Annotated in this window: 21 protein-coding genes; 8 read left to right on the forward strand and 13 right to left on the reverse strand. The window is 69.5% G+C overall.

Translation table 11 applies throughout. The annotated features are described in order from the left end of the window. The first annotated feature begins 45 nt into the window (after positions 1–45). Positions 46–1,344 (forward strand): hypothetical protein, encoded by a 1,299-nt coding sequence (locus tag QHF83_RS18215; RefSeq protein ID WP_282419130.1) that lies wholly within the window; start codon positions 46–48, stop codon positions 1,342–1,344. A 114-nt stretch (positions 1,345–1,458) separates the two neighbouring features. Then, a complete protein-coding gene (locus QHF83_RS18220) occupies positions 1,459–2,646 on the forward strand; it encodes a ferritin-like domain-containing protein (protein WP_282419131.1) in 1,188 nt (395 codons plus the stop codon). Positions 2,647–3,189: 543 nt separating this feature from the next. Here QHF83_RS18220 and QHF83_RS18225 read toward each other — a convergent pair. The 5 genes from QHF83_RS18225 to QHF83_RS18245 form a co-directional block, all read right to left on the reverse strand. Then, complete coding sequence (locus QHF83_RS18225; protein WP_282419132.1) at positions 3,190–3,924, reverse strand: hypothetical protein; 735 nt, start codon at positions 3,922–3,924, stop codon at positions 3,190–3,192. Between the two features lie 63 nt (positions 3,925–3,987). Next, the gene (locus QHF83_RS18230) at positions 3,988–4,875 is read right to left on the reverse strand and encodes a hypothetical protein (protein ID WP_282419133.1); all 888 of its coding nucleotides are present in this window, start codon (positions 4,873–4,875) and stop codon (positions 3,988–3,990) included. 3 nt (positions 4,876–4,878) lie between these two features. Continuing rightward, positions 4,879–5,772, reverse strand: a complete 894-nt coding sequence (locus tag QHF83_RS18235) for an isoaspartyl peptidase/L-asparaginase (RefSeq protein ID WP_282419134.1) — start codon at positions 5,770–5,772, stop codon at positions 4,879–4,881. 2 nt (positions 5,773–5,774) lie between these two features. Further along, positions 5,775–8,444: a cyanophycin synthetase gene (cphA, locus tag QHF83_RS18240; RefSeq protein WP_282419135.1), complete on the reverse strand. Its 2,670-nt coding sequence runs from the start codon at positions 8,442–8,444 to the stop codon at positions 5,775–5,777. Continuing rightward, positions 8,441–9,316, reverse strand: a complete 876-nt coding sequence (locus tag QHF83_RS18245; RefSeq protein WP_282419136.1) for a cyanophycinase — start codon at positions 9,314–9,316, stop codon at positions 8,441–8,443. The genes cphA and QHF83_RS18245 overlap by 4 nt, the downstream gene beginning before the upstream one ends. Positions 9,317–9,444: 128 nt before the next feature. Between QHF83_RS18245 and proS the strand changes: the two genes are divergently transcribed. After that, complete coding sequence (gene proS / locus QHF83_RS18250) at positions 9,445–11,007, forward strand: proline--tRNA ligase (protein WP_282419137.1); 1,563 nt, start codon at positions 9,445–9,447, stop codon at positions 11,005–11,007. Between the two features lie 45 nt (positions 11,008–11,052). After that, positions 11,053–11,700 (forward strand): hypothetical protein, encoded by a 648-nt coding sequence (locus QHF83_RS18255; protein ID WP_282419138.1) that lies wholly within the window; start codon positions 11,053–11,055, stop codon positions 11,698–11,700. 320 nt (positions 11,701–12,020) lie between these two features. Here QHF83_RS18255 and lnt read toward each other — a convergent pair whose 3' ends face one another. Together lnt and QHF83_RS18265 are read right to left on the reverse strand one after the other, a co-directional pair. Then, positions 12,021–13,721, reverse strand: coding sequence for an apolipoprotein N-acyltransferase (gene lnt / locus QHF83_RS18260; protein ID WP_282419139.1), 1,701 nt, complete (start codon positions 13,719–13,721; stop codon positions 12,021–12,023). A gap of 2 nt (positions 13,722–13,723) precedes the next feature. Continuing rightward, positions 13,724–14,236 (reverse strand): peptidylprolyl isomerase, encoded by a 513-nt coding sequence (locus QHF83_RS18265; protein ID WP_282419140.1) that lies wholly within the window; start codon positions 14,234–14,236, stop codon positions 13,724–13,726. A 90-nt stretch (positions 14,237–14,326) separates the two neighbouring features. Here QHF83_RS18265 and QHF83_RS18270 point away from each other — a divergent pair, with 90 nt between their 5' ends. Further along, positions 14,327–15,568 carry a hybrid sensor histidine kinase/response regulator gene (locus QHF83_RS18270; RefSeq protein ID WP_282419141.1) on the forward strand — a complete coding sequence of 414 codons (1,242 nt, stop codon included), beginning with the start codon at positions 14,327–14,329 and terminating at the stop codon, positions 15,566–15,568. Further along, positions 15,565–16,734, forward strand: a complete 1,170-nt coding sequence (locus tag QHF83_RS18275; protein ID WP_282419142.1) for a cysteine desulfurase family protein — start codon at positions 15,565–15,567, stop codon at positions 16,732–16,734. The genes QHF83_RS18270 and QHF83_RS18275 overlap by 4 nt, the downstream gene beginning before the upstream one ends. 332 nt (positions 16,735–17,066) lie before the next feature. Here the strand turns inward: QHF83_RS18275 and QHF83_RS18280 are convergent, their stop codons facing one another. The 4 genes from QHF83_RS18280 to QHF83_RS18295 form a co-directional block, all read right to left on the reverse strand. After that, positions 17,067–18,251 carry a hypothetical protein gene (locus QHF83_RS18280; RefSeq protein ID WP_282419143.1) on the reverse strand — a complete coding sequence of 395 codons (1,185 nt, stop codon included), beginning with the start codon at positions 18,249–18,251 and terminating at the stop codon, positions 17,067–17,069. 307 nt (positions 18,252–18,558) lie between these two features. Then, positions 18,559–19,284 carry a 23S rRNA (guanosine(2251)-2'-O)-methyltransferase RlmB gene (gene rlmB / locus QHF83_RS18285; protein ID WP_282419144.1) on the reverse strand — a complete coding sequence of 242 codons (726 nt, stop codon included), beginning with the start codon at positions 19,282–19,284 and terminating at the stop codon, positions 18,559–18,561. Then, positions 19,281–20,003 carry an orotidine-5'-phosphate decarboxylase gene (gene pyrF / locus QHF83_RS18290; protein ID WP_282419145.1) on the reverse strand — a complete coding sequence of 241 codons (723 nt, stop codon included), beginning with the start codon at positions 20,001–20,003 and terminating at the stop codon, positions 19,281–19,283. Before pyrF ends, rlmB begins: the two co-directional genes overlap by 4 nt. Before the next feature lie 149 nt (positions 20,004–20,152). Then, complete coding sequence (locus QHF83_RS18295) at positions 20,153–20,905, reverse strand: hypothetical protein (RefSeq protein ID WP_282419146.1); 753 nt, start codon at positions 20,903–20,905, stop codon at positions 20,153–20,155. 371 nt (positions 20,906–21,276) lie between these two features. On the opposite strand from QHF83_RS18295, the gene QHF83_RS18300 reads away from it, so the two are divergent. Next, the gene (locus tag QHF83_RS18300) at positions 21,277–21,492 is read left to right on the forward strand and encodes a biotin/lipoyl-binding carrier protein (protein ID WP_282419147.1); all 216 of its coding nucleotides are present in this window, start codon (positions 21,277–21,279) and stop codon (positions 21,490–21,492) included. 26 nt (positions 21,493–21,518) lie between these two features. On the opposite strand, the gene QHF83_RS18305 is transcribed toward QHF83_RS18300, so the two are convergent. Beyond that, complete coding sequence (locus QHF83_RS18305; RefSeq protein WP_282419148.1) at positions 21,519–22,544, reverse strand: MlaD family protein; 1,026 nt, start codon at positions 22,542–22,544, stop codon at positions 21,519–21,521. 71 nt (positions 22,545–22,615) lie between these two features. On the opposite strand from QHF83_RS18305, the gene QHF83_RS18310 reads away from it, so the two are divergent. Beyond that, a complete protein-coding gene (locus QHF83_RS18310) occupies positions 22,616–23,356 on the forward strand; it encodes an ATP-binding cassette domain-containing protein (RefSeq protein WP_282419149.1) in 741 nt (246 codons plus the stop codon). Here the strand turns inward: QHF83_RS18310 and QHF83_RS18315 are convergent. Next, the gene (locus QHF83_RS18315) at positions 23,322–24,167 is read right to left on the reverse strand and encodes a DNA-formamidopyrimidine glycosylase family protein (RefSeq protein ID WP_282419150.1); all 846 of its coding nucleotides are present in this window, start codon (positions 24,165–24,167) and stop codon (positions 23,322–23,324) included. The two genes, QHF83_RS18310 and QHF83_RS18315, sit on opposite strands and share 35 nt — an antisense overlap. Between the last annotated feature and the right edge of the window lie 4 nt (positions 24,168–24,171).

Here is a 24,171-nt window from a genome sequence, read left to right on the forward strand (position 1 = left end):
ACCGCACCCCGGCCGATGAGCCCTCGGAGGTCTTCAATGGTATCCTTGTCTTCTCGTCTCGGTCCCACGCTTTGCGCGCTCGGCGCGGCCGCCATTCTCATGGCCCCCGGCGAGGCGCGCGCGGACGACGACATCCACTGGTTCTCGCCCGGGCTCATGCTCTCGCTGAGCTTCGGCGACAAGATCAACTTCGGCCTCGGCCTCGACGCCCGGTATTCGCTTCTCTTCGTCGGAGATACCACCTGCTTCTCCAGCCCCCGCGGCGCCGTCGGCGCATTCGCGCAGGCGTCCTGGCTCAACTTCTCGGCCGCGGGCCGGTTCGCCGCGGGCGTTCATGGCGGACTGGACCTCCGGGGGCGGCCTCCGATCGGCGCGAACGCCGAGGTCGGCTGGACGTATCGCACGGCGCTCTCGGACCAGCACCCGGGCGGCCACGGGGTTCACGTGGGCCTCGGAGGCATCGGCGCCGAGATCTTCGACCTGGCCTTCCGCGGCACGATTCCCTGGGCCGGTGACGAGAGGAAGCCGGAGTTCACGGTCGCCTTGGGCGCCCATTTCCCGCCCATGTACGGGGAACCGGGCATGTGCGTCCTCGGGCGGCCTTTGCGCGCGAACGGCCGATACGTTTTGCCGGGCGTCACCGGAAAACCGCGCCGCGGGAGCGGGCGCCGGGCGAGGATCGACGAGACCACGCGGGCCGCGCTCGCGCGGTCCTTCCAGGACGACGCGCGCGCGGAATGCGCCTCGATTCCGGCGTTTCTTGCATTGGCGCGGGATCTCGCGGAGGTGGGCGCGCCGCGGGAGCTCGTGGACCGGGCGCTCGTCGCGGCGGCGGACGAGGTGCGGCACACGGAGCTTTGTTCTTCGATTGCAGGGGATCTCGCGTCGATGACGCTGGCGCCGGAGCTCTTGCCGGCGCCGCGGCGGTCGGGGCTCGATCGAAGGCGGGAGCTTTCGCGTCTGTGCGTGGAGTCCTGGGAAGACGGCTGCCTCGGCGAGGGGGCGGCGGCGGAGCGGGCGCGGAGGCAGGCGAGGGGAGCGAAGGATCCGGGCATCGGCGCGGCGCTCGGGGCGATCGCGGAGGACGAGGCGCGGCACGCGGAGCTCGGATGGCGGGTCGTGGAATGGTGCCTGTCCGAGGGTGGGAAGCCGGTGCGGGAGGCGCTGGGCGAGGCCGTGGCGGCGTCGCCGGAGGGGCCGGCGCGGGAGGATGTGCCAGAGGCGGAGCCGGCCGCGTGGCGCGCCCATGGGAGGATCGGGCAGCACGAGATCGAGGCGTCGTGGGAGAAGACGGTGGGTTTGGCACGGAAGACGGCGGAGGGGTTGCTTTTGGCCCGCCCGTGACGTGATTGTCAGGGGGCGGCGGACGGCGGCGCCTCGAATACGGGCTCCCATGCCGAAGGCACGCGCCGTGCATTGGGCCGGGCCACCACCGGGAAACCCCCCACGGAGGCCTCGATGAATCCTGCGCACGTTTTCCGCCGCTCCCTTGCCCATCGTCTTTTCGCCTTGCTCGCGCTCCCGGCCGCGGGCGCCGTCGTCTCCGGATGCCTCTTCAGCACGAGCTGCCCCGACAATGACGAGCCCATCACCGCCGAGCGATGCCTCACCTGGCCGCCGGAGGACGCAGGCGCAGGCGGCGGCGGCGGCGGGAGCGTCGATCCGCTCGTATGCCCCTCGCGGGACGATGCGACGACTCGGCTCAATGATCAGTTCTTTGCGTCTCACACGGTCAAGAGCGACGGGACGCTGAAGGACGGCCAGTGCTGCTATGCCACCGAGTTCATTCCCTATTGCGAGGGGCGGCCGTACCTGGTCGACGAAGTGGCCCGCACGGCGCCCGCGATCCGCGGCCGCGGAGACGCCGGGTGGGGCGCCGGGACTTCGAGCCGTCCTGCCGTCGCGGAAATCGCGCCCGACCTCCGGGCGGTGCTCGCGGCGGAATGGACGCGCGACGCGCTCTTCGAGCACGCGTCGGTGGCGTCGTTCGGGCGCTTCGCGATGGAGCTGCTCGCCGTGGGCGCGCCGGCCGAGCTCGTGGAGGAAGCGCACAGGGCAGCGCTCGATGAAGTGCGGCACGCGCGTCTCTGCTTTGCATTGGCGAGCGCTTACGCAGGCGAGCCCGTGGCGCCAGGGGCGTTCCCCTTCGGAGGCGCTGCGGAGGTGGTGGCGGATCTCGCGTCGATTGCAGCGCGCACGGCAAAAGAAGGGTGCATCAACGAGACGATCGCAGCCGTGATCGCGGCAGAGCAATGCGCGAGGGCCGAGGATCCCGCAGTCGCCGAGGTGCTCGCCGGCATCGCAGCAGACGAGGCACGGCACGCGGAGCTCGCATGGCGCACGGTGGCCTGGGCAATCCGCGTGGGCGGCGAGCAGGTGCGGTCAGCCGTGGAGGAAGTCTTCGTAGGCCTGGCGCAGGGCGCCATGCTGGATGCAGGCGGCGCAGCGGATCCGCGGCTCGCGGCGCACGGGCGGCTCGCAGGGGCAGCGCTCGCGGAGGCGACGGCGCGGGCGCTGGAGGAGGTCGTAGGGCCCGCGGCGGGGGTGTTGCTCCAAAGCGTAGCGCCGGGGTTTCACCCCGGACCCGAGCAGGGGCTATCCGCCCCTGCACCCGGACCAGCGCAAGCGCTGGACTCGTGGCGATGAACTGCGCGATGCGCAGTTCATCGAACAGGCCGAGTCGAGACCCGTAGCGATCCTGCCAACCGGGACAGCTGCGCTGCCATTCGGCGGCTGGTCTTGCCACCGTCCGCTGGAAGAACTGCGCATCGCGCAGTTCTTCCACAAAAGGTCCAGCGCTTGCGCTGGTCCGGGTCGAGGGGCGGACAGCCCCCGCGGGGTCCGGGGCGGCGCCCCGGCGCTACGTCGCCCGGCGCGCGCGGTCGGCTTCGAGGAACGCGCGCGCCTCGGGGAGGGGGTGCGGCAGGGAGCAGGGTATCGACCGGTAAAGCTGACCGTGGCATGCGCGCCGGTCGACGGAGCGCTCGTCCGGCGTGACGGGCTGATCTGCGAGGCGGCGAGGGGCGCCCGTCCGTTCGGACGGGTGGATCTTGTGGTGGCGCAGATCACGCGTTCCGTTTGGACGGGTGGATCTTGTGGTGGCGCAGATCACGCGTTCTGTTTGGACGGGTGGGGCGCGGGGTGGGAGCGGGGCGTCCGTCCGCTTGGATGGGCGGGGCTCGTGACGGGTCAGCCCTCGGGGGGCGCGGAGGCGTCGTCGTCCTCGTCGTCCTCGTCGGCGACGGCCGAGCCTGACTTGTTGAGCTCCGGATACAGGCTGTCGATGAAGTCCTGCGAGAAGTGCGTGCGGAGGCGGCCATCGATTTGATCGAGCGCCTCGCGCAGGTCGAAGATGCCCTTGTTCACGGCGGCGCGGAGGGGCGTTCGTTGTTCCTCGAGCGCGTCGGCGGCCTTGTTGAAGGTGCGCAGCAGGTTCGCGGCCTGATCGAGGGTATCGGCGAGCGGCCCCGTGCCCGGGATCTTCGCGGGGAGCGAGCGAAGCGCGCTGGCCGCGCGCTCGGCGTGCTCGACGGTCTTCGCGTGACCGGCGCGGAGGACACGCGAGAGGGAGGTTTTCGCGAGAATGGCGCCGAATCCGCCGGGGAGGATGGTGTCGATGTCTTTGCGATGGGGGCGCATGGCGCCGTCGGCCGCGCGCTGGGCCTCGTCGCAGAGGAAGTTCGCGACGCGCTGGCGCGCGCGAATGTCGAGGTGCGCGCGCTCGACGAACGCGCGATAAGGAGCGACGGCGCTTTCGAGCCCCTCGACCCGCGGCTTCAGCGTTTCGACCTCCGCCGCGAGGGCCTTTTTCTGGGTCTCGGAGAGGCGATCGTTGATGTCCAGATGGGCGCACATCGTCCGGAGGATCTCGCTGCTCCAGCGGACATGGCGGGCGCCGGAGGCGGCGCGGCTGAGTTTTCGCATGGGGTGGGAGGTTACGGAAGAAGGGGCGGGGAGGGCAAGGGGAAATACGATCGATCGCCGAACTCAAGCATTCACGAACACCGCCGCACGCTTCGCCAGGATCACCACGCGCTCCGTCGGCTTCCCGTCGAACGCGAGCACGTTCCCCCCGTCGCGATACCCGCCCTGGCTCGCGTGCCCCGGCAACCCCGCCCCCGACCTCCACTCTGCTGGCCCGAAGACCTCGATCTCGTCGCCGTCGTTCACCACGATGGATAACGGTTCGTTCCAGTCCTTGCTCGCGCCGCCGAGCTGGGCGACCACGAACGCATCGTCGTCCACGAGCGCTGCGCCGGACTCGTCCTCCACCAGGAACACGCCCGCTGCGCTCATTTCCTCCACGGTCACGGCTGTCACCGCTTCGACCTGCGTCCCGCGCTTCGCCGAGACGAGCCCGACCGTCTGCCGCTTGCGGCGCTCCAGGAACGCCGCCACCGGCTGGCCGAGCGGGCCCTTCACCGGCTCGAGGACCCGGACCCGACCCCGCACCCGGCAAACCCCGCTCGCCGACCCGATCGGGGCCACCGCGGGCGCAGAAGCAATGCGCGCTTGCAGGGCGCGGAGGCGCGCGCGAAGGCTCTTGATGCGCGCGGCGATGAAGAATCGATACGCCGCGTAAATCCCGCCCCAGATCACGACCTCCACGCCGAGCAGGAGCACGACCAATTCGATGGTGGCGGCCCCGTATTGGAACGACGTGATGAACGTCAGCACGAACGCGATGGTCGCGACCCACCGCGCCCACGGTTCCGTGAATCCCGCGAATGTCGGGTGCCCCAGGAACACCGCGGGCGGGGAGAGGGCCGGGACGCCGGCCTTGTCCACGAGCTCGAGCTTGCAGCGGAGGCATTTGTCCCCGCCCAGGCCCGTGTCACCGCATTGCGGACAGGAGAACGGAGGCTGATTGCGCATCGCTTATCCCACGAGCAGGGCGCTCGCCATGTTTCGATTGGAAGCAATTGCCTGCCCGTCGCGCGAGGCCACGAGCAAGCCGACGTCCACGATCTCCGGGAACTTCGCAATGCCTCGCTGGGCCGCGCGCGCGGCAGGGATGCCTTCCTCCAGCCAATCGTAGACCGTCTTCGACAGGAACCGCCGCACGATCTCCTCGCCCACGCCCGTCGCGGCCACCGCGCCTGCCGGGCCCGCGTACACGCCGCAGCCCATGAGCGGCGAATCGCCCACGCGGCCTTTCAGCATGTACACCGTCCCGCCTGTCGACGCGGTCGCCGCGAACCTCCCTTGGCTGTCCCGCACGACCGCGCCCACCGTGTCCTGGAAGGGCGCCTCCGCGCCGAAGTTCCACAGCGACTTCCAGTCGATCGAGAGCCACGGCGCCGCGTCCGCCGCATAATCGCCGTCGCCCTGGCCCCGCAGCTCCGCCATCGCCCGCGCATGCTTGGCTTGCGCCTTCTCCGTGAGCGGATCGTAATCGGGGAACCGATGCGCCCGGGCGAACTGCGTGGCGCCGTCCCCCACGATCAGCAAATGCGGCGTCTCCATCACCTTCGCCGCCACCAGAATCGGGTTCTTCACGCGTTGAATGCAGGCGACCGCGCCAAACCTCGCGTCGCTCGTCATCACGGACGCGTCCATTTCGATGGTGTTCCCATCGAAACGCAGGTTCGAGCCCGTCCCCGCATTGAAGCGCGGATCGTCCTCCAGGATGACCGTCGCCGCGAGCGCCGCTTCGAGCGCGTCGCCGCCGCGCTCCAGCACCGAGCGCGCCGACTCCGCGGCCTTCACGCAGCCGTCCGAATGGACGTGCGGCGAGGCCGCGCCCCCGTGCGTCAGAATGGCGTATTTCACGTTCAGGCCTCGTCCGGCAGGGAAGGCAGGTGCGAGGTGCGCTCCTTCCCCCAGTAAATGACCTGCTTCCAGCAGGCCGTGACGTCGTCCGCGAACACCACCACGAGATCGCCCGGCCGCGCCATCGAGAGCGCCGTCTCCACGGCCTCCTTCTCGTCGAGCTTCCTCAGGATGTGCTCCTCGCTCTTGCCCGCCTCCCGCGCGCCCTCCGCGAGCAGCGACGCGATCTCGCCGGGCTTTCGGCCCCTGCGCGCCGCGTCCTCCTTCGCGATGACCACGTCGAACGCGCGCGCCGCCTCGCGGCCGACCGCGCGGATGTCGTCGTCGCGCCGATCCCCCGCGGCCATGAGCACGCCGATCGAGCGCTCGCGGCGCAGGCCGAGGACGAGCTCGGCCATCTTCGCCATCGCCGCCGCGTTGTGGCCGTAGTCGACGATCACGCGGAACGGGTGCTCGTCGAAGACGTTGCAGCGGCCGGGCGCCTGGAAGAACGAGGTCGTGAACGTGCGCAGGCCCTGGCGGATGTGCTCGAGCGAGACGCCCATCGAGAAGGCGATCGCCGCCGCCGCGAGCGCGTTCTCGACGTTGAACTTCGCCTTGCCCTCGAACGTCGCCGGGACGAGGTGCGTCCACGTGACAGGCACGTGCCTGTCGCCGTCGTAGATCGTGATCATGTCGCCGTTGACGCCTTGCTCGAGCACGACCGCGCGGCCGCCCGCGCGCACGTGCTTGCGCACGGTCTCGTTCGAAGGCGAGCGCGTGAACCACATGATGCGGCCGCCCGCCTTGTCCGCCATCTCGCGCACGAGCTCGTCGTCGGCGTTGAGCACGCTCGTGCCGCCGTCGCGCACGACCTCGACCACGAGCCGCTTCACGAACGCGAGATCCTCGACGGTCTCGATGCCCGCGAGGCCGAGGTGATCCGCCGAGACGTTGAGCACCGCGCCGACGTCGCACCGATCCCAGCCGAGCCCCTCGCGCAGAATGCCGCCGCGCGCGGTCTCGAGCACCGCGGCCTCGACGGTGGGATCCGTGAGCACGACGCGCGCGCTCCACGGGCCCGTCATGTCGCCCTTCAGGATGCGCTCGCCGTCGATGTAGATGCCGTCCGTCGTGGTGAGGCCCGTGCGCTTGCCGCTCATCTTGAGGATGTGCGCGACCATGCGGCTCGTCGTGGTCTTGCCGTTCGTGCCGGTGATCGCGGCGAGCGGGATGCGCGCCGGCGCGCCGTTCGGGAAGAGCATGTCGAGCACGGGCGCGGCGACGTTGCGCGGCGTGCCCACGGTCGGTGAGACGTGCATGCGGAAGCCGGGCGCGGCGTTGACCTCGACGATGACGCCGCCGTGCTCGCGCACGCTCTTCGAGATGTCGGGGCAGATGAGATCGATGCCCGCGACGTCGAGGCCGACGACCTTCGCGGCGCGCACGCTGACGTCGATGTTGTCCGGGTGGATCACGTCGGTGCGATCGATCGCGGTGCCGCCCGTGGAGAGGTTGCCCGTCGAGCGGAGCGCGAAGACCTGGCCCGCGGGGAGCACGGTCTCCAGCGTGACGCCGGCCAGGCTCATGAGACGGCTCGCCTGATCGTCGATCTCGATCCGCGTGAGGACTTTTTCATGGCCGACGCCGCGGCGCGGGTCGCTGTTCACGACGTCGACGAGCTCCTTGATGGTGCTCTTGCCGTCGCCGACGACATGGCCGGGCACGCGCTCGGAGACGGCGACGACCTCGCCGTTCACCACGAGCACGCGATGATCCTTGCCGGGCTGGTAGGTCTCGACGAGGACGTAGCTCGAGAGGTCGTAGGCCTTGGTGTACGCGTCGCGAACGGCCTCGGGCGTCGTGAGGTTCAGCGCGACGCCGCGTCCGTGCGAGAGATCCATGGGCTTGACGACGACGGGGTAGCCGATGCGCTCGGCCGCCTCGACGGCCTCGTCCGCGGAGTAGACGCGGTCCTGGTGCGGTACGGGCAGGCCGGCGCGCTCGAGCAGCGAGTTCGTGAGCTCCTTGTCCTGCGCGATCTCGACGGCGATGTGGCGCGTCTCGCTCGTGACCGTGGCCTGGATGCGCTTCTGGTGCGTGCCCCAGCCGAACTGCACGAGGCTGTGCTTGTTGAGGCGCATCGTCGGGATGCCGCGGCGCTTCGCTTCGTCGACGAGGCTGCGCGTCGAGGGGCCGAGCGCCATGCGCTCCGCGAGCCGCGCGAGGTCCTCGATCTCGGCGTTCAGGTCGGCGAGCGGCGTGAGGTGATCGGGGAAGTGAGCGGGCAGGAGGCCCTGCAGGTACCGCAGCGCGAGCTCGCCCGCCTTCCGGCCGACCGACTCCTCTTCGAAGCTGTAGACGACGTGGTAGACGCCCTCGCGGTAGGCCGTGCGCGTCTTGCCGTACGTGACGGGCGTGCCCGCGAGGCACTGGAGCTCGAGCGCGATGTGCTCGGTGATGTGTCCGAACCACGTGCCGTCGTGGAGCCTGCGGATGAAGCCGCCGGGCTCGCCGTAGGAGCAGCCGTGCTCGTGCAGCGTGGGCACGTCGGCGAGCAGGCGATCCACGAAGCCGGGGATCTTGTTGCTCGGGTACTGCTCGAGCTCCTCGAGGTCGAGGGTCAGGCGAATGACGGGGCGGTAGCCGTAGAGGTTGGGGCCGCGGTAGACGCGCGTTTCGAGCAGTTTCACGGTGCCTCTTTGCTGCGGGATGGCCACGAGGGCTGGCGGCCGTCGATGTCGTAGCCGCAGCCCTGCGTGAGGACGTGGACGGACAAACCGAGCAGCGCCGCGGACGAGTTGCGCGGGACCTCGTGGATGTCGGTGTGCTGGATCTTCGAGCCGTCGATGACGGTGACCGTGCCGCGGCCGATGACGTCCATCTTCTTGTCGGCGCGCAGGACGATCGCCGTGTCCTCGTCGATGCCGACGCCGATCAAGAAGGGGTTCATCGCGACGGCGGAGAAGAGCCGGCCGATGCGGTGGCGCTGCGCGAAGTGCTGGTCGATGACGAGCTTGCGCGTGAGCCCGAGGCCCGGCGCGAGCATGACGAGCTCGCGGCGCGGGGCGTACCCCTTCTTGCCCTGCGCGATCATGTGGTCGCAGAGGACGCTCGCGCCCGCGGAGGTGCCGGCGACGACGCAGCCGCCCCGATGCGCGCGGCGGATGGTGCGCGCGAGCTCGGTGCCGCCGAGCATCGTCACGATGCGGCCCTGATCGCCGCCCGTGAAGAAGATGCCGGTCATCTCCTGGATGAGGGCGAGGGTGCGCGGAGCCTCGCCGTCGGCGCGGGTCTCGATGCGGACGACGTGCACGTCGGCGCCGAGCTCGCGGAAGATCGCCTCGTAGGTCCCCGCGAGCTCGGTGGGGATGCTGGAGGCCGTGGGGAAGACGGCGATCCGGGCTTGTTTGGGGCCGCCCGCGTGACGGACGACTTCACGCAGGACGTTCCGCGCGCCGACCTTGTCCTCCGCACCGCCGATGGCGATGAGGGGTCCGCGCTGGAGATGGCCGTCTTTTCCGTGCGCGCCGTGCGCGCTCGCTTCGGGCTTGTCGTGGGCCAAGGCGCGCCACGGTTATCACGGTTCCCGTTTTTCGGAGAGGGGTTTGGGGCAACTTTGCAGGCGGCCCACGTTCGCTTGTTCGCCCTCTCGCCGGAAAAGTGATAGAGGCGGCCGCGGAGGAACGCGCTGTGGCCAAGAATGACGCCCCGAAGACTGCCATCACCCCGACCCGCGCCGAGGACTACGCCGAGTGGTACCAGCAGGTCGTGCGCGCCGCCGATCTCGCCGAGAACTCGCCGGTGCGCGGCTGCATGGTGATCAAGCCGTGGGGCTACGCGCTCTGGGAGAACATCCAGCGCGAGCTCGACCGGATGTTCAAGGCCACGGGCCACAAGAACGCGTACTTCCCGCTCTTCATCCCGAAGTCCTTCCTCGAGAAGGAAGCGGAGCACGTCGAGGGGTTCGCGAAGGAGTGCGCGATCGTGACGCACCACCGCCTCGTCGCCGGGCCCGAGGGCGGGCTCGTGCCGGATCCCGAGGCGAAGCTCGAAGAGCCGCTCATCGTGCGTCCGACGTCGGAGACGATCATCGGCGCGGCGTTCGCGAGCTGGGTGCAGAGCTACCGGGATCTGCCGCTGCTCATCAACCAGTGGGCGAACGTGGTGCGCTGGGAGCTTCGGACGAGGCTCTTTTTGCGGACGGCGGAGTTCCTCTGGCAAGAGGGGCACACGGCGCACGCGACGGAGGAGGAGGCGCGCGCCGAGACGATGCAGATGCTCGACGTGTACGGGACGTTCGCCGAGGAGTTCATGGCGATGCCCGTGATCAAGGGGCCGAAGACGGCGAGCGAGCGGTTCCCCGGCGCGGTCGATACGTACGCGATCGAGGCGATGATGCAGGACCGCAAGGCGCTGCAAGCCGGGACGTCGCACTTCCTCGGGCAAAACTTCGCCAAGGCGAGCGGGATCAAGTTCCAGACGGCGAAGGAGACCGAGGAGTACGCGTGGACGACGTCGTGGGGCGTGTCGACGCGGCTCATCGGCGGTCTCTTGATGACGCACGCAGATGACGACGGGCTGATCCTGCCGCCGCGGCTCGCGCCGGCGCACGTGGTGATCCTGCCCGTGCTGCGCGGCGACGATACGAAGGCGAAGGTGATGGAGTACGTCGACGCGGTCGCAGCAGAGCTTCGCAATACGAGCTACGCAGGTCGGCCGATCGAGGTCGAGGTCGACAAGCGCGACATCCGCGGCGGCGACAAGCAGTGGGAGTGGATCAAGAAGGGCGCGCCGATCCGCATCGAGATCGGTCCGCGCGACGTCGACGGGAACGTGGTGATGGTGGCGCGCCGCGATCGCGGGACGAAGGACAAGGCGACGCTCGGGCGCGCCGAGCTCGTCACGAAGATCCCCGAGATCCTCGCCGACATCCAGAACGGTCTGCTCGCGAAGGCGAAGCAGCACCGCGCCGCGAACACGAAGCGCATCGACGACATGAAGGAGTTCGAGAAGTTCTTCACGGCGAAGAACGAGGACAAGCCCGAGATCCACGGCGGCTTCGCGCTGGCGCACTGGTCGGGCGAGCCGGAGGTGGAGGCGCATCTGAAGGACAAGTTCAAGGTGACGATCCGCTGCATCCCGCTCGCAGGGATCGACGGGGTCGCGGACGCGAAGGACCTGCAGGAAGAGGGGCGCTGCATCGTGTCCGGGAAGCCGAGCCGGCAGCGGGTGGTGTTCGCAAAGTCGTACTGAGGTTGTTCGACGCGGCAGTGGCCGCCCCTGGTAGACTGGGCGGCAATGTCGCAACTCGATGACGTCGTGGAGCGTGTCCGGGTCGACGCGGACGCGCTCTATGCGTTCGTGCTCTCCCGTCGTGGCGAGCTCGTCACGAAGGGAGGGCCGCGGGAGATCCCCGAGGGAGCGCGGAAGACGCTCTCGTCAGCCGCAGACGTCGTGGCAGGCACGGATCGCGTGGTCCTGGTCAAGCTCGCACACGGCGAGCTCGTGTCACGCGCAGGGACGCTGGGGCTCGACTGTCACGTGGGCGTGGCAGCCAACCGGGCGGTGCTCTGTCTCGTCGTGCGAGGCGGCACGGAGGCGCGGCGAGTGGTGAACGCGCTTCGAATCGGCCTCCGCGCGATCGAGCCAATGATCAACCGCGCAGCCGAGAAGGTGGCGCAAGCAGGCGAGATGGCGCCGGCCGTGTCGAGCAGGAGGTCACGGCGCGGACGAGACACGTCCCCGGAGATCTCGGTCGAGCCCGCACGAAGGCTCGGATCCGAGACAATCGACGCCATCGAGAAGGAGATGGTCGCATCAGGACCCCACGTGCCAGTGCCACACATCCCGCGCGAAGTGCTGCGAACGACGCTGCCATACCGGAGCAGCCCGGTGACGCCGCCGCCCGAGCCTGCGTCGGCGAAGGCTCCGCGCAAGAAGAGCTAGAGCGGGGGCGCCGCGCCGGGGCTCTGCCCCGGGCCCCGCGGGGGCTATCCGCCCCTCGACCCGGACCAGGGCAAGCCCTGGACTCGGGTTGGAAGAACCGCGCGATGCGCGGTTCTTCCACGAGCCGGTGGCAAGACCAGAGACAGCGTTGCCGGTCACGGCGGTCTTGGCTGGCAGGGTCGTAGCCGGTCTTGACCTGGCCTGTTCGATGAACTGCGCATCGCGCAGTTCATCGACCCCGGGTCCAGCGCTTGCGCTGGTCCGGGTCCAGGGGCGGATAGCCCCTGGTGGGGTCTGGGGCAACGCCCCAGCGCGGTGTCCTAAGCGGCCTTCGCCGCTGCGCGCTTCGGCCGGCTCCAGATCCCCATCGCCGCGATTGCCGCGGTTGCGAGGTACCACGGGACGTCGCCGATGGCGCCGTAGAGCGTCCAGGCTCGCATGAAGCGGCCCTCGCCGAGGATTGTCTCCTCGCGGAAGGTGCCGCCGTGCACGACGACGCGTCCTGTTGCGTCGACGATTGCGCTCACGCCGCTGTTCGTCGCGCGGACGAGGAAGCGACGATGTTCGACGGCGCGCAGCTTTGCCAGGGCGAGGTGGATCCATGGCTCGGTCGAGTCGCCGAACCATGCGTCGTTCGTGAGGTTCACGAGGAGATCCGGATCGCCGTGCTTCACGAGCTTTTGCACGAACGAGGGCAGGATGTCCTCGTAGCAGATGAGCGCGCCGATCTTGTGCTCGCCCCAGGGCATCGAGTCGAGCGACGTGCCTGGCGTGAAGTGGCCCGAGTTCGGCGACCACTTGTAGAGCACCGGGAAGATGTCGCCGAACGGCAGGTACTCGCCGAACGCGAGCAGGTACTGCTTGTCGTAGCGGCCGAGGATCTTGCCCTCGTCGCCGGCCATCAGCGCCGTGTTGAAGTACGTCATCCGGCCGCCCGGCGTGCTCGGCGGCGTGCGCAGCACCGAGCCCACGATCGTCGGCACGCCGAGCTGCTTCGTGAGGCTCTTCTGGACCTCGTCCTTGTAGCTCGCCTCGGTCACGGTGCGCGGGGCGGGGACGGCGCCCTCGCTCCACACGACGAGATCGACCTCCTTCGACTTCGCGAGCTCCTTCGTGCGGTTCACGTAGACCTGGTAGGCGTTCTTCCGATCGAAGAGGCCCATGTTCCCCTGCACGATGCCGATGCGCACCTTCTTTGCCTCCGCCATCGTCTGGCCGATCGTACGAACCCGGAGGAATCCGTAGCCGGCGGCGAGTAGCGGGACGGCGATGCCGATCGCGACGATGCGGTTGTCGGCCTTCTCCTTCTTCCGCCAGGCGAGGATGATCTCGGCGAGGCCGAGGTTCGCGCAGATGAGCACGAGGCCGACGAGGATCGGGCCGCCGAGATCGGCGACTTGCATCAGCACGGGCGCGTTGTGCACCGAGGCGCCGAAGTACCAGGGGAAGAGCAGCGGGAAGACGAGCTCGCTCGCGGCGAAGGCGAGCGCGAAGACCAGCGGCGCGGGCCAGCCGCGCGTCTCGGCGCGTCCGTAGAGCCAGCCGGCGAGCGCGATGCGGCCGCCCTGGTAGGCGCAGAGGATCGCCATGAAGAGAATGCACAGCGGCACCGGGAAGCCGCTGAAGACCTTCAGCATCTCCAGGAGCCAGTAGAAGCCGGTCATCGTCATCGTGAAGCCGGCCATCCACCCGAGCCCCGCGGCGCGTCGCACGGGCTGACCGCGCAGCGCCACGATGAGCGGCACGAGCGCGACGAGCGAGAGCGGCCAGATGTCGATGCCCGGGAAGCCGAGGAAGTAGAGCAAGCCGCTCAGCGTCGCGAGCGCGTATGCCTGCTTCGCCGGCAGCGCGCCCACGGGGTTCCACGCCTTGGCGTCGTCCTTGGCCTTGGCCTTGGCTTTCGCCTTCACCTTCGTGGCCACGCCCTTGGCTTCGCCTTCTTGCGCGTTCGCCTCGTCGGCATCGGCGCTCTTCGCGACATCCTCGGCGCTCGGATCCTGCGTTGCCTCCCCTTCAGACATGGTCACCTGGTCCGCTTGATGATGTGGAAGCCCTGGGGCGTCTCGACGACGTCCGAGATTGCGCCGACCTCCATCGCGAAGGTCGCGTCTGCGAACGCCGGCGGCATCGCGTTGCGTTCGAAGTTGCCGATGGCGCCGTTCGCGGCCTTCGAGATCTCGTCGTCCGTGTACTTCGCGACGAGCTCTTCGAAGGTCTGCTTGCCGTCCTTCACGAGCTTGTGCACTTCCTCGGCGCGCTTCTTTGCCTCTTCCTTGGAGCGCGTCACCGTCTTCGGCGCGCGCTCGGCGCCCTTCCAGGCGACGAGGATGTGCGCGGCGCCCGCGATTTGCCGCTCCGCCGTGGGTGCGGGCGCGGGCGTTTCGGCGGCGGACGGCGCGCTCGGCGCCGCGGCCGAGGGCTGGGGGGCCGCGGCGCTCTCGGCCGGCAAAGCGTTCTGGCTCGAATCGGAGCCCGCGTTGCAGCAACCGGTGGCCACGAAGAGGAGCGCGATGTTCGGGAGGAGACGCAGGCGCATGGCCGGCACGTATTGCCGACGTCCGGCCGGCCGTCAACCTGCGCGTTTGCAGCGAAAGCTCGCCCGGGTCGGGGTACGATGACCCCGAGAATGCCCCGAATCCTGCACATCGAGGACGATCCCGCGAACCGCCTGCTCGTGCGCAAGCTTCTTCAGAAGGCAGGCCACGAGGTGATCGACGCTGCCGACGGGCTCGAGGGCGTCCGGCTGGCGGTCAGCGGCATGGCGCCCGACCTCATCCTGGTCGACCTCAACATCCCCGGGCTCGACGGGTTCGAGGTGACGCTGCGCCTGCGCGGCGAGCCGCAACTCGCGGGCGTGCCCATCGTGGCGATCACGGCCGAGGGTGATCGCGAGACGAGCCTCGCCGTCGGCTGCGACGGCTTCCTGCAGAAGCCCATCGACGCCCGCTCGTTCGCGACCGTGATCGAGCGCTACATCCAGCAAGGCACGCGCGAGAACATGCCCGTCTCCGCGGGCGCCGTACGGCTGCGCCAGCAGAGCCAGCGCATCGTGCAGCACCTCGAAGAGAAGGTCGCCGAGCTCAGCCGGGCGAACGCGCGCCTGCGTGAGCTCGACGCCGCCCGCACCGAGTTCTACCGGAACATCTCGCACGAGCTGGCGACGCCGATGACGCCGATCGTCGGCTACGTGAAACTCTTGCTCGACGAGGAGCTCGGGCCGCTCACGCGGGCGCAGGGCAAGGCGCTCCGCGCGATGGACGACTGCGTCCGGCGGCTGCGTTCGCTCATGGACAACCTGCTCGACGTGACGGGGCTCGAGACGGGGCGCATGCGCTTCATCCACGTCGACTACGACTTCCTCGACACCACGCGGCGTGCCGTCGCGCAGGTCGCGGACAACCTCGCCGAGGCGCGGATCCACCTCGTCGAGGATCTCCCGCGTGGCCCGCTCCCAGGCTGGGGCGACGCGGGACGGCTTCAGCGCGCGATGGTCCATCTCCTGGAGAACGCGGCGAAGTTCACGCCGTCCGGCGGCACCGTGGGCGTGCGTGTGGCGCGCCTCGCCTCGGGACACTACGAGGTCTGCGTGGCCGACACCGGGCCGGGCATCCCGCCCGATCAGCAGCAGAGGATCTTCGACCCGTTTTACCAGGTCGACGGCTCGGTCACGCGCGAGCACGGGGGCGTGGGCGTGGGGCTCGCGATCGCGCGGCGCACGGCCCGCGGCCTCGGCGGGGAGCTGAAGCTCGCTTCGCCCTGCAACGAGATCATCGAGAGCGTGCGGCTCGGCGGCGCGGCGTTTTCCCTGACGGTCGCGCAGCGCGCGCCGGGCGAGCTGCCGTCGCCGGACGCGGAGAAGGAGCGGTGAGGGTCGTCTACCTCGACTGGAACGCGACGACGCCGCCGCACCCGGACGTCGTCGCCGCGATGGTCGAGACGGCGACCTCGTCGTGGGGCAACCCGGCGAGCGTGCATGGGCCAGGGCGGCGAGCGCGGTCGCGGGTCGAGGACGCGCGCGAGGCGGTCGCCGCGCTCGTGGGGTTCGATCCGCGCGACGTCGTGCTCACGTCGGGCGGGACCGAGGCGAACAACCTCGCGCTCCACCATGCGTTCGCCGCGGTGAGCGGTGGTTCGGCGCAGCCGGCGCTCGTCGTCGGCCGCATCGAGCACCCGAGCGTCGTCCGGTTCGCCGAGAACCTCGCCGCGCGTGGGGTCCTCGTGTCGTGGGTGGATCCGGAGCCTTCGGGGCGGATCGCGCCCGAGGCCATGGCCGAGGCCATGGATCGCGCGGCTTCGGCCGGGGCCTCCGTGCGGCTCGTCGCGCTCCAGGCCGTGAACCACGAGACCGGCGTGATCCAGCCCGTCGCGGCCGTCGCTTCGCTCTGCCGGTCGCGAGGCGCGCTCCTCCACGTCGACGCCGTGCAGGCCGTGGGCAAGCTGCCGCGCTCGACCTTCGAGGGCGCGGACCTCGTCAGCGTGGCCGCGCACAAGATCCGGGGGCCCAAGGGCATCGGCGCGTTGCTCACGGCGCCGTCGGTGCGGCTGTCGCGTCTCTTGTACGGCGGCTCGCAGGAACGCGGGCTCAGGCCGGGGACGCAGGATCCGGTCGCGGCCGCGGGGTTCGCCGTCGCGGCCGAGCGGGCCCGACGAACGCCCGACCGTTATGCCGAGCTCGCGCCGCTCCGGGATCGCCTCCAGGCCGAGCTCGTCCGGCTGGGTCGCGCGTCCGGAGCCGAACCCGTGCCCAACGGAGCGGCCGAGCGCGCGCCCCACGTGACGAACCTCTCTTTTCCGGGCTGGCGGGGCGAGGAGCTCTGCGCGGCGCTCGACCTCGAGCGGGTGGCCGTCTCCAGCGGGTCGGCTTGCAGCGCGGGCACGGCCGAACCTTCGCCGGTGCTCGCGGCGATGGTGGGCGAGGCGCGTGCGCTCGCGGCGGTGCGGATCTCGCTTGGCGAGGAGACCACCGCGGACGACGTCGACGAGGCCCTCGCGCGCTTCGCCCGCGTCCTCGGACGCACCCGCCCCACTTCCTGAACGTTCGTCCTGCCGACCGGCTCACGTTCGCGCACGCGAAACGGGTTCGTCTTCCCAAACCCGATGTGGTCCATCTTGCTTCGAGCCGGTTCCCGGGAGAACCGGATCGATATCGCGCGCTTGGCGGCCGGCCGGCCTCCCTTCGCGTATCGCCTGAACTATCTCCGCGAAATGCGAGAAGTTTCTCCGGGCGGCATGTCCAAGTATGCGAATTTGATCAACAATTCGGCGATCTTCCGACGCGCGAGGGTCATTCGCTTGAAACGAACGAACAGGGCCATTCCCTGGCCGCTCGTTCAGTCAAATTCGGTGATGAAGTAGAACGTTGAAGGTTACTCGTTAAGTGCCCGGAAGTAGTCGTTTATTTCTGAACACGTTTCCTGGTACACACATCGCTCCGCGGCGGCGCCATAAGGGCCGACGCCCGGCGCGTCGACAGGCCCGTCCCCGGTCCGCCAGCCGTGGAGGCGGGCGGTGGGATCGGCTCGGAGCGGCAGCGGCAAAAAAGGATGGATCGTGTGCGCGGCCGCGATCGCCGTGGGCACGAGGACGGCGAGCAGCATGGCAAGTCGCGCGCGCGGGGCCAAATCCTTACCAGTCCGAGCGAACGCGACGACGAGGATCAAAGCCGAAGGCGCATACCAGTTCGGCTCGGGGGGCACGGCCCGCGCGAGGGCCGAGGCAGCGACGAGGGCCGTCATGAGCAGGACGACGGCCCGGTCGGCAAGCGGGGAGGCGCGGAGGGCGCGGGCGCCGTGGAAGATAGGCCACGGAGTCCAGAGGAGCACCTGGGCGAGCGCAGCCGCGGCGAGGGCCCCGAGGGCACCGAGGAGCGTGAACGAGGGCGCCTGCTGTGCGTAGGCATGCCGGAGCTGGAAAGCGAGGCTCGGGGCGAGGAGCGGAGCAGCGAGGGCGAGGGGCACGAGGGCGAGGAGGCGCTCGCCGAGGCGGCGGCGCGCAGCCAGGACGACGACGAGCGGAAAGAGGGGCAGGACGACGACCTTGGCAAGCGCGCCCGCAGCCCCCAGGAGCCCAAGGCCGAACGCGGAGGCGAGCCTGCGTGGGAGGGGCGCGGCAGCGGTCTCGGGCGCGGGGTCGGCCCAGAACAAGGCGAGGACGAGGGCAAGGAGGGCCGGGCCATCCGGGGTGGCGACGAAGCCACCCGCGACCGGGAGGAGCGCAAAGCTCGACAGGAAGGCCGCGAGGTTCTGCCCAGAAGCATCCGCGCCACGGCGGCGCGCGAGGGCCACGGTGGCGATCGAGAGCCCAAGCGAAAACGCCATCGGTACGAGCCGGACGCGGAACTCGACCGGCAACGCCGTGAGCCGATCCACCAGCCGGAGCAGGAGCGGGACGAGCGGCGGGTGGTCGACGAGCGGCGGGAGCAGTCCCGGCGCACGCGCAGCCGCGAGGTAGTACGCCTCGTCGGGGGAGAGCTCCGTCGCAAGCGCAAGCGCGAGCCGAAGCGGCACGGCAGCGAGGACGATGAGCGCCGCAGCGTAGCGCCGGGGTTTCACCCCGGACCCGACCAGGGGCTGTCCGCCCCTGGACCCGGATCAGGGCAAGCCCTGGACGCGGGGCGACAGCGCGCGATGCGCGCTGTCGACAGGGAAGACGTCCCCAGCACGTAGGGCACCGCCGCTGTTTCAGCTGGCAAGGCCGCTCGTGGTCTTGCCACGGCCTGTTCGATGAACTGCGCATCGCGCAGTTCATCGACCCCGGGTCCAGCGCTTGCGCTGGTCCGGGGTGCAGGGGGCGGACAGCCCCCTGCTGGGGTGCGGGGCAACGCCCCGCCGCGCACGCGCGTCCCTGCGGCCCCCCCTCTCAGGCGGGCACCTGCCGCTGGCGGAGGACCTCGTACAGCGCGAGCGCGCCTGCGACCGAGGCGTTGAGCGATCCGATCGGCCCTGCCATCGGCAGACGCGCGATGTGCTGGCAGGCGCGGAGCACGGGCTTGCGCGCGCCCTTGTCCTCGGCGCCGATCACGATCGCCACGGGCCCGCGTAGATCGACCGCACCGAGCGTGGTTGGACCCTGCGCGTCGAGCGCGATCACGGTGACGCCTCGATCTGCGAGGGATCGCAACGCCTCCGGCAGGGACGAAACGCGACAGAGCGTGGCGTGCTCGATGGCGCCTGCGGAGGCGCGGAACATCGCCGGCGAGAGGGGCGCGGAGCTGTGCTCGGGCCAGACGATCCCCGTGGCGCCGAGCGCGACGGCGCTGCGCACGATCGCTCCGAAGTTCTGCGGATCCATGATCCCGTCGAGCGCGACGACGATGGACGTCGGCTCGATCTCGAGTTGATCCACACCGCGGATCCGGAGATCCGGCGCGACTGCGACGACGCCCTGGTGCCTGCCGCCGCCGGTGCGACGATCGAGCTCGGCGCGTGGCGCGGTCTCGACGCGGACGCCGCGGCCTTCGGCGAAACGTCCGACGGCCTGGATCTTGGGGCTCCCGCCTTGCTCGACGACGACACGCTCGAGCGCGTCGCCGTGCACGCGCACGGCTTCGCGCACTGGTTGCAGACCGTAAACGAGTCGGCTCATGCGCCCCTCATGGCGAGTGCACCTTCGATCTCGGCCACGACGGAACGTGCAGCGTCGAGCGGGCTTGCCGCGTCGCGGATCGGCCGCCCGACCACGAGCAGATCCGCCCCTGCTGCGATCGCCTGCGCCGGCGTCGTGATCCGCTTCTGATCTCCGGCCGCGCTGCCTGCGGGCCTGATCCCCGGCGTGACGAGCAGCGCCTCTGGACCGAGCGCGTTCCTCAGCGTAGCCGCCTCCGACGCGGATGCGACGAACCCTCGCACGCCTGCGTCCCACGCGAGCCGCGCGACCCGCGCTGCTTGCTCCGCGGGCGATGTGGACAAACCGAGCGCCGCGAGATCCGCGCCATCGAGCGACGTCAACACCGTCACCGCGAGGATCGTGAGCGGCGCGCTTGCGCGTGCGGCTTCCTCGGCTGCGCGTTCGAGCATCGCGTGGCCTCCATGTGCGTGCACCGTCAGGTACCGGACCCCGAGCGCCGCTGCGCTTTGCACTGCGCGGCCCACGGTCTCCGGGATGTCGTGCAGCTTCAGATCGAGAAAAACGTCCCGGCCGAGATCGTGGCACGCTGCGATCGCGGCTGGCCCTTCGCGCACGAAGAGCTCGAGCCCGACCTTGAGCACGCCGACGGAGGGAGCGACGACACGCGCGCCGGCCCGGGCTTCGTCGAGCGAGCCGTAATCGAGCGGGAAGACGAGCCGCCTCGTCGCGTCGTTCATCGGGGCTTCTTCGGGGTCATGAGGGGAGGGGGATGGGCCGCTGGACGAGGTGTCCCGGGCCGTCTCGGGAGCCGTGCGCTTCATGCGTTTGCACCTGGGTGATGCAAACGGCGGCCCGCGCCTGCGATTGCGCGGGCCGCTCGCTTTTCTCAGAGGCAGCTGCAGAGCGGATCGCCGGGCGCGCAGTTGCAGGGCTTGGCCGCGCCGCCGCCCGCTGCCGGACGACCACCACCGCCGCCGCCCTTCTTGGCCGCGTCCTGCTTCGCCTTCTCTTCGTCGAGCTGCTTCTGCAGGGCGAGACGCGTCGCCTCGTCCTTCGCGCTCGTCAGCTGGCTGAGCAGGCTGTCGATCTTCTGCTGCTGCTCCTTCGCCTGCTGCTCGGCCTTCTTGCGCTCTTCCTCGGCCTGCCGCGCCTGATCGGCGAGGGCCTGGCGCTCCTGCTCGGCCTTCTGGCTCTGGTTGATGATGATGCCCGCCGTGGCGCCGCCGAGCACGACGACCGCCGCGACCACGCCGTAGAGCGTCTTGCGCAGCTTCTTCTTCGACTCGTCGTGCTGCAGCTCGGCGAGCTTGCGCTCGTGCTGCTGCTGCGCGTTCATCGCCTCGAGGCGGGCCTTCTGCTCGGCCTCGACGCGGGCCTTCTCGACCTCGGCCTGACGGATCGCTTCGAGACGCGCGGCCTCTTCACGGGCCTTGCGCTCTTCGAGAGCCCTGCGCTCGTCCTCGGCCCGGATGCGCGCTTCTTCTTCGTCGCGCTTCCGGCGTTCCTCGTCGAGCCGGGCTCGTTCTGCGGCGGCCGCAGCGGCGGCCTTCGCATCCTCCTCCTGCTTGATACGGTCCTCCTCGAGGTTCATGAGCTCCTTGAGGGAGAACAGGACCGAGCTTTCCTTCTGTTCGGACATGCGTCGTGGCTCCTTCGAAAGCAGCGCGCTCGCCGTTCGCCCCGGGGGAGGACCGCCGTGCTTCGACAGCACGACCGCACCTTTCCGAGGACACCCGCCAATGTGAGAGTACCGCGGCGCCTGTCGGTATCAACTCCTCAAGATGCCTGTCAATTGGGTGGAGTCGATTCTTTTCCCGAGGGGTCGCCCCGCCTCGGATTTTCGTCCCGGAAGACGGGTGAACTCCGTGCCCGAGGGCCCCAATCTGCGTTTTCCCGCTTGACGACCGCGCCGTTTCCGGGATCAGCCGCGGCCGCGGACGCGGGGCGCACCCGAGGACCGGTTCGTCCACGCTTCCCATCGCGACGGACCTCCGCTAGCGTCGCCGCCCCATGGCAAAGGTCATCAAGGCGCACATCACGGGCAACGTGTGGAAGATCGAGGTCAAGGTCGGCGACAGGATCGAGGAAGGGACGACCGTCGCGATCCTCGAGTCCATGAAGATGGAGATGCCCGTCGAGGCCGAGGACGAGGGCACGATCACGACGGTCCTCGTGAAAGAGGAGCAGGCCGTGAAGGAAGGCGAGCCCCTCTTCGAGTTCGAGTGATTCGCGTGCGCTGACGGAGCGCGGAGCTACTCTTTCCAGAAGAACTTCCAGGGGTTGTGCTTGAGGTCGCGCACGAGCTCCTGGAGATCGTCGTAGAGCTGCTCGTCCATCACGAGCGCGCCCACCGTGCCCTTGCCGCGCCGCACGCTCGAGGCGATCGCCTGCGCGTCCTGGGTGATGCCCTTCGTGGTCTTCGCGATCTCGGCGAGGTCGCCGATCGCCTGCCGGATCTTCGCCTGCTCGTTCTCGCCGCCGACGGTCTCGCTCACGCGCTTGACGTTGGCGAGCGTGGCCTTTGCGTCCGCGAGCAGGGGCGGCGCATCCTGCGCGAGCGCGCCCGTCGTCTTGTCCACGTTCGCGAGGATGCGATCGATCTGCGGGTTCTCGACGTACTTCTGCTTGGCCTCGCGCACGGTGTCCTGCGTGTCCACCGTGATTTGCTCGACGTTCGCCGCGATGCGATCGAGCCGGTCGCCGTTCTTCTCGAAGAAATCTCCAGTGCCCTTCAGCGTGCGCGAGAGGCCGTTCAGCGCGGTGCCGATCTCGTCCTTGTTGCCCGAGAGCGCGTTGACCGTCGTGTCGAGCAGGTCGTAGGCCTTCGCGATCAGCATGTCGAGGCGGGGCGGATCGAGGCCTCGAACGATCGCGTTCTCCGCGAGCACGGGCCGATCGCCCGAGCCCGGATCGAGCGCGAGGAACTGCTCGCCGAGCACGCTCGACGAGGTCACGTAAAAGACCGCGTTGTCACGCACGCTCGGCTGATACCGCTTCTCGAGCTCGACCTTCACCCGCACGAGCGGCTCGCGTTTGCCCACACCGCCCGGCGCCTCTCCACCCCGAAATTGTATTTCGGTGATTTTTCCTACTTTGACTCCCGCGATCTTTACAGGGGCACCGCTTTGCAGGCCGCCGGGGTTGTCGAAGTCGACGAAGAGGCCATACGTGGGCTGGAAGTTGATGCCGCCCATGACGAGGATGAACACCGCGAGGAGCACGGTGGCCGTCAGGATCAGGATGCCGACCTTGACCTCGATCGAACGCGGGCTCGCCATGCGTCCACTATGCACGATGTTCAGGGGCAAACCCAGACCCGCGTAGCGCCGAGCACGCGGCTCACTGCGTCATGATTTCCTTCCGCAACCTCGCCAAGTCCTTCGGGACGAAGAAGGTCATCGAGGACGTCAGCTTCGACGTTCAAGACGGGGAGGTTTTTTTCATCATCGGTCAATCGGGCGTCGGCAAGAGCGTGCTCATCAAGCACCTCGTGGGCCTGCTCTACCCGGACGCGGGCGAGATCTGGCTCGACGGCGAGGAGATCAGCCGCTTCGACGAGGAGCAGATGTACCCGGTGCGCATGAAGTGCGCGATGGTCTTCCAGCACTCGACGCTCTTCGACTCGATGACCTGCGTGGAGAACGTGGCGCTGCCGCTGCGCAAGCACAAAGGCCTGAAGCCGAAGGAGGCGCTCGCCGAGGCGCGCAAGCGCCTCGATCAGGTGCACATGCGCGAGTTCGCCGATCGCTTCCCGCCCGAGCTCGGTGACGGCATGCGCAAGCGCGTGGCCATCGCGCGCGCGCTCACGCTCGATCCGCGCTACGTGCTCTTCGACGAGCCTACGACGAGCCTCGATCCGGTGAGCGCGCGGCGCGTGGACAAACTCATCCGCGAGCTCAGCGACACGCTCGGCGTGACGAGCATCGTCGTGAGCCACGACCTCGTGAGCATCTTCTCGATCGCCGATCGGATCGTGATGCTCTACAAGGGTTTTGTGCGTCTCATCGGGAGTCCGGACGACTTCAAGGCCTCGAACGACGCGATCATCCAGCAGTTCATCCACGGCCGCGCCGAGGGCCCGATCGAGTGAGGCGCTGGCAGCGCGGGCAGAACGGGCTCGTGCGGCCGGCGATCGTGAGGGCGCGGATCGGCGCGCCGCAACGTGGGCAAGGCTCGCCGACGCGGCCGTAGACGAGGAACGGGTTCGGCGCGTCGGTTCGATCGGAGAGGTAAATGATCTCGTCGTCGCGTTCGTGCGCGGCGAGCGTGTGCATGATCGTCGCGAGGATCCCGTCGGCGAGCGCTTCGAGCTCGGCAGGCGTGAGCGAGTCGGCTGCGCGGGAAGGATGCACGCGGGCGCGGAAGAGGGCCTCGGTCGCCTGGATGTTGCCGAGTCCCGCGAGGACACTCTGATCGAGCAGGACGTTCTTGATCGGTCGTGAAGCGCCGGCGATCCGCGCGGCGAGGCGAGATGTGTCGAGGCCGTCGCGCAGCGGATCGGGGCCGAGGGACGCGACGATCTTCGCGAACGCGTCGTGAGGCACGATCGAAAGCCGTCCGAGCATCCGCATGTCGACGTAGTCGAGCACGCGGCCGTCCTGCAAAAAGAGGCGCGCGCGGCCGTGGCGGGGAGGTTCGTCGCCCACGCGGCAACGCCACTTGCCCGTCATGCCGAGGTGGCAGGCGACGCCCGTGCCCGCGTCGAACGAGAGCAGGAGCAGCTTACCCACGCGCTCGATGCGTTCGAGCGAGCGCCCCGCGAGGGCCTCCGCGAACGTGGCCGGCGTGGTTTTTCCTTTCAGAACGGGCGTCGCGTCGGCCTCGGCGCGCTCGATGCGCGCGGCTTCGAGGATCCGGCGGAGCGCGCGCGCCTGGTGCTCGACCTCGGGCAGCTCGGGCATGGTT

It is taken from the genome of Polyangium sp. 15x6 (assembly GCF_029960785.1).
GTDB lineage: Bacteria > Myxococcota_A > Polyangia > Polyangiales > Polyangiaceae > Polyangium.

What these genes read in the sequence shown, in the direction of transcription:
- QHF83_RS18220 (WP_282419131.1), top strand. Translation starts at nt 1,459, where the DNA reads ATGAATCCTGCGCACGTTTTCCGCCGCTCCCTTGCCCATCGTCTTTTC.
- QHF83_RS18225 (WP_282419132.1), bottom strand. Translation starts at nt 3,924, where the DNA reads ATGCGAAAACTCAGCCGCGCCGCCTCCGGCGCCCGCCATGTCCGCTGG.
- QHF83_RS18230 (WP_282419133.1), bottom strand. Translation starts at nt 4,875, where the DNA reads ATGCGCAATCAGCCTCCGTTCTCCTGTCCGCAATGCGGTGACACGGGC.
- QHF83_RS18255 (WP_282419138.1), top strand. Translation starts at nt 11,053, where the DNA reads ATGTCGCAACTCGATGACGTCGTGGAGCGTGTCCGGGTCGACGCGGAC.
- lnt (WP_282419139.1), bottom strand. Translation starts at nt 13,721, where the DNA reads ATGTCTGAAGGGGAGGCAACGCAGGATCCGAGCGCCGAGGATGTCGCG.
- QHF83_RS18265 (WP_282419140.1), bottom strand. Translation starts at nt 14,236, where the DNA reads ATGCGCCTGCGTCTCCTCCCGAACATCGCGCTCCTCTTCGTGGCCACC.
- QHF83_RS18270 (WP_282419141.1), top strand. Translation starts at nt 14,327, where the DNA reads ATGCCCCGAATCCTGCACATCGAGGACGATCCCGCGAACCGCCTGCTC.
- rlmB (WP_282419144.1), bottom strand. Translation starts at nt 19,284, where the DNA reads ATGAGCCGACTCGTTTACGGTCTGCAACCAGTGCGCGAAGCCGTGCGC.
- pyrF (WP_282419145.1), bottom strand. Translation starts at nt 20,003, where the DNA reads ATGAACGACGCGACGAGGCGGCTCGTCTTCCCGCTCGATTACGGCTCG.
- QHF83_RS18295 (WP_282419146.1), bottom strand. Translation starts at nt 20,905, where the DNA reads ATGTCCGAACAGAAGGAAAGCTCGGTCCTGTTCTCCCTCAAGGAGCTC.
- QHF83_RS18300 (WP_282419147.1), top strand. Translation starts at nt 21,277, where the DNA reads ATGGCAAAGGTCATCAAGGCGCACATCACGGGCAACGTGTGGAAGATC.
- QHF83_RS18305 (WP_282419148.1), bottom strand. Translation starts at nt 22,544, where the DNA reads ATGGCGAGCCCGCGTTCGATCGAGGTCAAGGTCGGCATCCTGATCCTG.
- QHF83_RS18310 (WP_282419149.1), top strand. Translation starts at nt 22,616, where the DNA reads ATGATTTCCTTCCGCAACCTCGCCAAGTCCTTCGGGACGAAGAAGGTC.
- QHF83_RS18315 (WP_282419150.1), bottom strand. Translation starts at nt 24,167, where the DNA reads ATGCCCGAGCTGCCCGAGGTCGAGCACCAGGCGCGCGCGCTCCGCCGG.